Genomic DNA, 9321 nt, shown 5'->3' with positions numbered 1-9321 from the left:
GGCGTCGCGCGATGCCGCGCGGATGCCGGCCGACACGTCGCGGCCGCAGTCCGAGCGCTACGCGCGCAACGCCGACGACGGTCCGACGGCGCCGCCGATCGACGTCGAGCGGATCCCCGAGCCGGTGCCGAAGGCGGAGCCGCGCTCGCGCTACGGCAACAAGCCGAGCTACAGCGTGCTCGGCCGCACCTACCGCGTGCTGCCCGATGCGCGCGGCTACGTCGAGCGCGGCATCGCGTCCTGGTACGGCAACAAGTTCCACGGCTACATGACGTCGTCATTCGAGCCGTACGACATGTACGCGTTCACCGCCGCGCACAAGACGTTGCCGCTGCCGAGCTTCGCGCGCGTGACCAACCTCGACAACGGCAAGAGCGTGGTCGTGCGCATCAACGATCGCGGACCGTTCCACGAGGACCGCATCATCGATCTCTCGTATGCGGCTGCGGTGAAGATCGGCGTCTGGCCCAAGGGAACCGGTCGCGTCGAAGTGCGCGCGCTCGATCCGGACCGTCCCGACGCGCTGCCGCCGTCGCGCGTCGCGAGCGCGACCGCGCCGCAGCGGCGCGCCTACGGTCCGGTCCCGCCGCCGGTCGAACGGTCGACCACTGCCGCGCCCGCCGCAACGAGCGGCGCGGAGCGGGCGGCGGTGCCCGACGGCGTCGGCGGGCGGCGCATCTACCTGCAACTCGCCTCGTTCGGCGAACTCGCGAACGCCGAACGTGCGCTCGCGAACGCGAAGCGCGCCGGCCTCGACCAGGTCGGGATCGAATCGGTCGCGATCGCCGGCCGCACCGTGCACCGCCTGCGCGTCGGCCCGCTCGCCGATGCCGATGCCGCCGACGCACTGACCGCACGCATCGAACAGCTCGGCCTCGGCGCGCCACGCGTGGCGATCGAACCCTGAGCCGCGCTGCCTGAACGGTTCGCATCGCGGCCACGATTCGCCCGTGTAATGCCCGACCGCCTCTGCGACAATCCGGGCTTTGTTGTTAGCCGGACCCGACCCTGCGATGAAGCTGCCGTTCCTGTTCGCCCCTGCCATCCTCCTCGTGCTCGCCGCCACTGCGGTACGCGCCGACCCGCCCGCGACGCCCGTGACGCAGGCGCCCGCGCCGAACGCCGCGCTGCCGACGCCGCAGCCGGTCGCGAAGCCCGCGGCGGCCGTCCCGGTGCCGGGAGCGGTCGGGCCCGGACCGACGCCGCCGCCGCCCGCGATCGATGCGAAGGCGTGGGTGCTCATGGACTACGCGAGCGGGCAGATCCTCGCCGAAAGCAACATGGACCAGCGCGTCGCGCCCGCGTCGATCACCAAGGTCATGACTTCGTACGTCGTCTCGGCGGAAATGGCGCAGGGCAAGCTCCATCTCGACGACCAGGTCTTCATCAGCGAGCGCGCATGGCGCTCGGGCGGCGCCGGCACCGACGGTTCGACGAGCTTCCTGCAGCTCAACAGCAAGGTCGCGCTCAAGGACCTGCTGTACGGAATGATCATCCAGTCCGGCAACGACGCCGCGATCGCGCTCGCCGAGCACACTGCGGGTTCGGAAGAGACGTTCGCGCAGCTCATGAACCAGTACGCCGCCAAGCTCGGCATGACCGGCACGCACTACGTCGATGCGAGCGGCCTGCCCAACCCCGAGCACTACACGACGGCGCACGACGTCGCGCTGCTGTCGCGCGCGCTGATCCACGATTTCCCCGCGGAGTACAAGGTCTACGCGATCAAGGAATTCGAGTGGAACGGCATCAAGCAGCACAACCGCAACACGCTGCTCTGGCGCGACGAGACCGTCGACGGCATCAAGACCGGGCACACCTCGGAGGCGGGCTTCTGCCTCGCGACGTCGGCCAAGCGCGGCGACCAGCGCCTCATCGCGGTCGTCATGGGCGCCCCGAGCGAGAAGCAGCGCGCCGACGACAACCAGGAGCTGCTCAACTACGGATTCCGCTTCTTCGAAACGAAGAAGCTGTACGCGGCGAACGCGCCGCTCGCGGCGCCCGAGCTCTGGAAGGGCGCGATCGCGAACCTGCCGCTCGGCGTCGCCGAGGACGTGCTCGTGACGTTCCCGCACGGCCGCTACAACGAACTCAAGGCGAGCCTCGACATGCCCGCGCGCCTCGTCGCGCCGATCGGCAAGGGCAAGCAGGTCGGCACGCTCAAGGTGCAGCTCGACGACAAGGTGCTGGTGCAGCGCCCGCTCATCGCGCTCGACGAGGGTGCCGAAGGTGGCTTCTTCAAGCGCCTCGGCGACGGCGTCTGGATGTGGTTCAAGGGCGATGCGGGCACCAACGTGTCGTCGGCGGCGCCGAAGGGCGACTGACGGCGGGCGGCGTTGAAAATGCGCCGCGCGCGCCTCATCTGGTTGGGCATGGACGAAACGCCGCACATGTGCGGCGTTTCGCGTTTCGCGCGCCGCCACGGCCGCGCTTGCCCCGAGCCCACGGATCACCGATGCTGAATGCAATGAAGGACCTCGACGACATCCGCCCGCAGAATCCCGAGCAGGGCTTCCAGTTTCCGGGCGTGTTCGAAATCAACGCGATGGGCAGCGCATCCGCGCAGCTCGAGCACAAGGTCGGCGAGATCCTCGCTGGCCTCGGCCTCAACGTGCTGGCCGGATCGCAGCGCGTGAAGCCGTCGCGCGCGGGCAACTACGTCTCCGTGTCGGTGAGCTTCACCTGCCCGACGCGCGAGCTCTACGACGCCGCCCACGCGGCGTTGCGCGCCGACCCTGCGGTGCGCTGGACGCTCTGACAGACGCGCATCGCTGCGGGTAGGAGCGGCTTCAGCCGCGATGATTGGGCCGCTGTCCCGCCTCGCCTACCGCTTCGCGGCCGCCTGCTTTTCGCTCGGCGATTGCCAATCCGCCGGCGGCTCGAGCTTGCCCTTGCGCTGCATGGCGAGGCGCATTGCCTCGCTCTCGCCGTGGGCGATCGAATCGCGCAGATAGGCGATGACCTCCCGGGTCGTCGAGAGGCCGCGCATGCCTTCCTGCCACCAGTCGAGGCGGCGCGCCGTGGCGATGTCCGCCGCGCTCATCGCGCCTTGCTTGCGCAACAGCGCGAAGCCGAGGCGCGTGCCGATCAGCGTGTCGGAGCGGTCCGCGAGTATCCGCCCGATCGCCGTGCAGGTATCCGATTTCACCGTGCACGCCTTGGATATCGTCGAGAACGATCCGACTCCTTGGACCGCGCTGGTGAACGCGAACGTCGCGGCGATCATCGCCGCGCGGTCGTCGTCGGACAACGGCGTCGGCGGGGCGTCGGACGATTCGGTCATCCTGCCGAGGTCGAGGTCCGCCGGCGGCGGATACTTCTTCGCCGCGGCGCTCCAGATTTCGCCGGCTTCCTTGAGGTGCAACGCGTAGCGGGTGCTCGAGGCCATCCGCTGCAGGGTCTGCGTGCGGTCGGTCGCCGCGTCGTCGATCGACAGCGCCCACGCGGCCGCATTGTCGGGCTCGAGTCGCTGCAGGTTGCGGCGCGCACGCTCGTCGCCCTCGCCCGCGGCGACCCATTGCACGAAGACATCGTCGGGATGCGCTGCGGCGAAATCGGCGAGGGCGGTGGTCGCGTCGGTCGCGGCCGCGCCGACCTCGGCGCCCTTGTTCGACGCGGCCGCGTCGAGCATCGCGCGCATCGGTGCCGCTGCGAGTGCGAGCGCGCGCATGCGCACGTCGCCGTCCGCCTCCATCCCCGCGAGCAACTCGCGCGAATAGGCCGCCCAGGTCTGCTCGCTCGACGCCTCTTCGGCCGCGTGTTCCGCTTCCTGCCGCTTCGCGTCCCAGCCCGCGGGCGGCGTCGCCGGCTTGCCGAGGCGCGCGAGGCGATGCGTGGTAGCGGCGATCTCGCTCTTCGCATTGCGCCAGTCGGAAACGACGTCCGCGGGGGCGTCGCGGAACGCGTCGGCGTTGCGCATCGGATTGGCCGCGTTCGCCGCGAGCCAGTCGTGCTGGCGCTGCAGGTCGGCGAGGTCGGCCGGCGTCGCGCCCGCCGCGGTGAGCATCTTCAGGCCGGCTTCGCGCAGGGCGAAGCTGCTGCCCTTGCCGGCGAGCAGCGTGCCGGCGTCGACGCACCAGCCGATGCGCTGCCAGGTGCGTTCGCTGTCGCCGTCGGGTGTGCACGCCTTGGCCAGCGCGAATTTCGTCGGTGTGGTGCGGTAGGCGGCTTCCTGCAGCGCGCCGAGCAGGGCTCGCTCGGCAACGGGCGCCTCGTCCCACAGAGAGACGCCAGGATCGGCGGCGGCAGGATGCGCGACGTAGGCGTTGCGCCATTCGGCGATCTCGTCGCCGAGGTGATCGTCGGCGCGGCTCGCCGAGGCCATGCGCGCGAGCGCCTCGTCGAGCGCGACCGCGTCGCCTTTCGCCTGCGCGAGCGCGACCGCGTACTGCAGCGCACCCGCGTTTCCGGGTTCGAGGCGCACGAGGTTCGCAACCTCGGCGACCGGCCAGTGCGTCGGCCCGCACTGGCTGCCGGTGTAGCGGCCCGTGTCGGCGGCGATCCATTGCACGAACGCATCCTGCGGCGCGCTGCGCGCGGCCTGCGCGACGACGTCCTCGCGCTTCGGGCGCAACGCGCTCGGCGTCTCGTCGTCGCCGAGGTAGAGCCGGCCGACGAGCACCCGCTGGCGCGGCGACGCGGACGCGACCAGTGCGTCGTAGACGTCGCGTTGCGCCTGCCGGACGTCGCGGGGCGTCATGTCGCCGCTCGGCGAATCGGCATCGGGCAGCGGCTCGTCGGAGGCGGTCGCGAGGCCGTGGGCGAGCGCGAAGGCGATGCCTGCCACGAGGATTCGTGCCACCATGAGCGTCTCCCGTCGAGTGCGCGTTGTGGAAGTCTAGCAACGTTGCGACGACGGATCCGGGGCCGGGATCCGCGATGCGACGTTTTGCGTTCCCGGCCGGTCCTTCGCTTGCGCCGCACGCGCTCCGACCCCATCTCGCCCCGATGTCCCGACCCGTCCTCGTCCGCCGCCTCGGCCGGCAACCCTACGAACCCGTCTGGCGCGCGATGCAGGCGTTCACCGACACGCGTGGGCCGGACACGCCGGACGAGCTCTGGGTGCTCGAACACGACCCCGTGTTCACGCTCGGCCAGGCCGGCAAGTGGGAACACGTCCTGCTGCCGGGCGACATCCCGGTCGTGCCGGTCGATCGCGGCGGCCAGGTGACCTACCACGGGCCGGGGCAGATCGTCGCGTACCCGCTGTTCGACCTGCGCCGGCTCAAGGTCGGCGTGCGCGAGCTCGTCGAGCGCATCGAGCAGGCGATCATCGACACCCTCGCCGAATGGAACATCGTCGCCGCGCGACGCGCGGGCGCCCCGGGCGTCTACGTCGGCGATGCGAAAGTCGCCGCGCTCGGCCTGCGCGTGCGCCGCGGCTGCTCGTTCCATGGCCTCGCGTTCAACGTCGCGATGGACCTCGAACCGTTCCACCGCATCAACCCCTGTGGCTATCAGGGCCTCGCCGTCACCCAGGTGCTAGACTTGGGCGGACCAGGCTCGCTCGCCGCGGTGGAAGCGGTCCTGATCGGCGAACTGGCGCGCCAGTTCGGGCTCGAAACCGTGCCCGCCGCCGCCGAATTTCCCCGCGTTCCGACCGGCGACGCCCCGCGCGTCGCGCAGCCCGCATGAGCGACCCCCAGAAGACCATCCCGCTGACCGTCGTCGAAGCGCCCGAAAAGCAGCTCGGCGAAGACAAGATCGCGCGCAACCGCGCCGCCTTCGCCGATGCGCCCGTGCTGCGCAAGCCGTCCTGGATCCGCGTGCGCATCCCGCCCGGCAACGCGGTCGCCCGGCTCAAGGCGAAACTGCGCGAGAACCGCCTCGTGACCGTGTGCGAGGAAGCATCCTGCCCGAACATCCACGAATGCTTCGGCAAGGGCACCGCGACGTTCATGATCCTCGGCGAGGTCTGCACGCGGCGCTGCTCGTTCTGCGACGTCGCGCACGGCCGGCCGAAGCCGCCCGATCCGCTCGAGCCGGCCCACCTCGCCGGCACGATCCGCGACATGGGGCTCAAGTACGTCGTCATCACGTCGGTCGACCGCGATGACCTGCGCGACGGCGGCGCCGCGCACTTCGCCGCCTGCATCAAGGCCGTGCGCTTCGAGAATCCCGGCATCCGCATCGAGATCCTGACCCCGGACTTCCGCGGCAAGGGCCGCATGGAACGCGCGCTCGAGGCATTCGCGGCCGAGCCGCCCGACGTGTTCAACCACAACCTCGAGACGCCGCGCGCGCTCTACCGCGAGGTGCGCCCGGGCGCCGACTACGACTGGTCGCTCGACCTGCTCGCGCGCTTCAAGGCGCAGCATCCGGACGTGCCGACCAAATCCGGCATCATGCTCGGACTCGGCGAAACGTTGGAACAGGTCGAGGAAACGTTGAACGATCTGCGTGCGCACGCTGTCGATATGGTTACGATCGGCCAGTACCTGCAGCCGACCGCGCACCACCACCCGGTGCTGCGCTACTGGACGCCGGACGAGTTCAAGGCGATCGAGGCGATCGGCTACCGGATCGGTTTCCAGCACGTCGCCGCGGGGCCGCTGGTGCGTTCGTCGTACCACGCCGACGAGATGGCGCACGCGGCCGGATACGTTCAGGTTGCATGAGTTGAAATGAAATCGGGTGAATTCACCCTCGCAAAAAACCCGTGCAGGACGTACGGTGTCCCGGTGTCACGTCGCGAAGGTCGTTCGCGTCCAGGAGATTGATTCCATGCGGAAGTCGCTGCTCTGCCTCGCCCTCGCCGCCCTCGTCGGCCCGGTCGCGTTCGCCAAACCCACGACCGAGGACAGCGCGCCGCTGCTCAAGGCGACGCCGTCGCAGAGCGAGGCCGCGGTCTGGGCGACGCGGTTCCTCACCCATTTCCATTACAAGCCGATGCCGCTCGACGACGCGATGAGCGAGCAGATCTTCAAGCGCTATCTCGATGCGCTCGACGGCGACCGCCTGTTCTTCACCCAGGCGGACATCGACAAGTTCGCCGCGTATCGCACCACGCTCGACGACGCGATCGACAACCAGGACCTCGCCGCCCCGTACGCGATGTTCAACATCTACGAACAGCGCGTCGGCGAGCGCGTCGCCTACGCCCGCTCGCTGCTCGCCAAGGGTTTCGACTTCGGCAAGGACGAGAGCTACGTCTACGAGCGCGACAAGGCGCCGTGGCCGAAGGACGAAGCCGAGGTCGACGACGTCTGGCGCAAGCGCATCAAGAACGACTGGCTGCGCCTCAAGCTCGCCGGCAAGCCCGAGAAGGACATCCGCGAGACGCTCGACAAGCGCTATGCGAACTACCTCGACCGCGTGCGCCAGCTCAACAGCGAGGACGTGTTCCAGACGTTCATGAACGCGTACGCGTCGTCGATCGAGCCGCACACGAACTACCTCGGCCCGCGCGCGTCGGAGAACTTCGACATCGCGATGAAGCTCTCGCTCGAGGGCATCGGCGCGGTGTTGCAGCGCGACGACGACTACACCGCGATCCGCGAGATCGTGCCGGGCGGCCCGGCCGCGCTGTCGCAGCGGGTCAAGGTCGGCGACCGCATCGTCGGCGTCGGCCAGGGCGAGAACGGCCCGGTCACCGACGTGGTCGGCTGGCGCCTCGACGACGTCGTCGACAAGATCCGCGGCGCGAAGGACACGGTCGTGCGACTCGAGGTCCTGCCCGCGGACGCGGGCCCGGACGGCAAGCACTTCACGCTCTCGCTCGTGCGCAAGAAGGTCAGCATCGAGGAGCAGGCCGCGAAGAAGTCGGTCATCGAGATCAAGGACGCGCAGCACACGCGCCGCATCGGCGTGATCTCGCTGCCGACGTTCTACCAGGACTTCGACGCGCGCCGCCGCGGCGACCGCGACTACAAGAGCGCGACGCGCGACGTCGAGAAGCTGCTCGGCGAACTCAAGGCCGACAAGGTCGACGGCGTCATCGTCGACCTGCGCAACAACGGCGGCGGCTCGCTCGCCGAAGCGACCGACCTCACCGGCCTGTTCATCGACAAGGGCCCGGTGGTGCAGGTGCGCAACGCGGCCGGCCAGGTCGAGGCCGACGCCGACACGCGCGCCGGCATGGCCTGGGACGGCCCGCTCGCGGTGCTCGTCAACCGCGCGTCCGCGTCGGCCTCGGAGATCTTCGCCGCGGCGATCCAGGATTACGGCCGCGGCGTGATCATCGGTGAGCCGACGTTCGGCAAGGGCACGGTGCAGAACCTCGTCGACCTCGACGACGTCGCGCACACGGAGAAGCCCGCCTACGGCGAGGTCAAGATGACCATCGCGCAGTTCTTCCGCATCAACGGCGGCTCGACCCAGCTGCGCGGCGTGACGCCCGACATCAGCTTCCCGCTCACCGTCGATGCGCAGGATTTCGGCGAGTCGAGCTACGACAACGCGTTGCCGTGGACGTCGATCGCGCCCGCGAAGTACCAGCCGGTCGCCGACCTCAAGCCGATCGTGCCGCTGCTCGCCGAGCGCCATGCCGGTCGCGTCGCCGCGAACGGCGAGTGGAAGAACTTCGAGGCCGACCTCGCCGAGCTGCGCGCGCTGCGCGAGCAGAAGACGGTGTCGTTGAACGAGCAGGTGCGCCGCAAGGAACGCGACGAGCAGGAAGCCAAGCGCAAGGCGCGCGACGCCGCGGCCGGGCACGCGGTGCCCGATGCGGACCCTGCCGCGAAGACGCGCGCCAAGCTCGCCGATGACGCGAAGGACAAGGGCGGCCGCAAGGCGCCTGCCGATGCGAAGAGCGTCGCCGGCGCGGACGTCGACGACGCCGGCGACAAGCCCGCGAACCTGCAGGACGACGGCCTGCAGCCCGACGAGCGCGGCATCACGACCGAAGTCGCGCGCGAGAAGGAAGCGAAGGAGAAGCGCGACGTCATCCTCGACGAAGCCGCCCACATCCTCGCCGACGAGATCGGTCTCGTGCGCGCGGACACCAAGCTCGCGCAGCAGGTGCTGCCGCGCGGCGCGGTGGTGCCGCTCGAGGTGAACTGATCGCACTCCGCGTGATGCGGTTGAAACAAAGGCCCGGGATTCCGGGCCTTTTTCGTTTGAGAGTTCGCCTTTTCGTGCACGCGCGCGCGTTCTCTTCTGCTCCGGTCTGCAGACCCGGGCCACGCATCCATCGCTCGCACCTTCGCGAGTTCCTCTTCGCGAGAACCGAGCCGCATCCGTTGCGTGTTCGACCCGCATGGCCGCGTGCTTTCCCCTCTCCCGCTTGCGGGAGAGGGTTGGGTGAGGGTGCTCCTGCGGTGCGTCTTCGCTGTTCCTGCTTGCGAGCAGCAGGCGCGACTCTTCGCGACAACCGACCCGCGT

The 9321-nt window shown here is 69.8% G+C and carries 7 protein-coding genes; 6 read left to right on the top strand and 1 reads right to left on the bottom strand.

The genetic code is table 11. From position 1 onward, the window contains the following. The 3 genes from VI238_RS09645 to VI238_RS09635 form a co-directional block, all read left to right on the top strand. The coding region (locus VI238_RS09645) for a septal ring lytic transglycosylase RlpA family protein (RefSeq protein WP_331650804.1) at window positions 1-907 on the top strand (907 nt) is incomplete at its 5' end. 112 nt (window positions 908-1019) lie between these two features. Further along, entirely contained in the window at window positions 1020-2324 is a 1305-nt protein-coding gene (locus VI238_RS09640) for a serine hydrolase (RefSeq protein ID WP_414650050.1), read from the top strand. Between the two features lie 131 nt (window positions 2325-2455). Beyond that, window positions 2456-2758 carry a DUF493 family protein gene (locus VI238_RS09635; RefSeq protein WP_331650801.1) on the top strand — a complete coding sequence of 101 codons (303 nt, stop codon included), beginning with the start codon at window positions 2456-2458 and terminating at the stop codon, window positions 2756-2758. Window positions 2759-2824: 66 nt separating this feature from the next. Here the strand turns inward: VI238_RS09635 and VI238_RS09630 are convergent, their stop codons facing one another. After that, the gene (locus VI238_RS09630; RefSeq protein WP_331650799.1) at window positions 2825-4786 is read right to left on the bottom strand and encodes a hypothetical protein; all 1962 of its coding nucleotides are present in this window, start codon (window positions 4784-4786) and stop codon (window positions 2825-2827) included. A gap of 161 nt (window positions 4787-4947) precedes the next feature. Here VI238_RS09630 and lipB point away from each other — a divergent pair, with 161 nt between their 5' ends. The 3 genes from lipB to VI238_RS09615 all read left to right on the top strand — a co-directional run bounded on the left by lipB (window position 4948) and on the right by VI238_RS09615 (window position 9000). Next, window positions 4948-5634, top strand: a complete 687-nt coding sequence (gene lipB, locus VI238_RS09625; RefSeq protein ID WP_331650797.1) for a lipoyl(octanoyl) transferase LipB — start codon at window positions 4948-4950, stop codon at window positions 5632-5634. Continuing rightward, a complete protein-coding gene (gene lipA, locus VI238_RS09620) occupies window positions 5631-6617 on the top strand; it encodes a lipoyl synthase (RefSeq protein WP_331650796.1) in 987 nt (328 codons plus the stop codon). The genes lipB and lipA overlap by 4 nt, the downstream gene beginning before the upstream one ends. Before the next feature lie 106 nt (window positions 6618-6723). Further along, on the top strand, window positions 6724-9000 hold the full coding sequence (locus tag VI238_RS09615; protein ID WP_331650794.1) for a carboxy terminal-processing peptidase: 2277 nt from the start codon (window positions 6724-6726) through the stop codon (window positions 8998-9000). The last annotated feature ends 321 nt before the right edge of the window (window positions 9001-9321 follow it).

The sequence above is a fragment of the Dokdonella sp. genome, assembly GCF_036518555.1.
Lineage (GTDB): Bacteria > Pseudomonadota > Gammaproteobacteria > Xanthomonadales > Rhodanobacteraceae > Dokdonella_A.
This window is presented reverse-complemented; position numbering and strand designations above follow the sequence as displayed.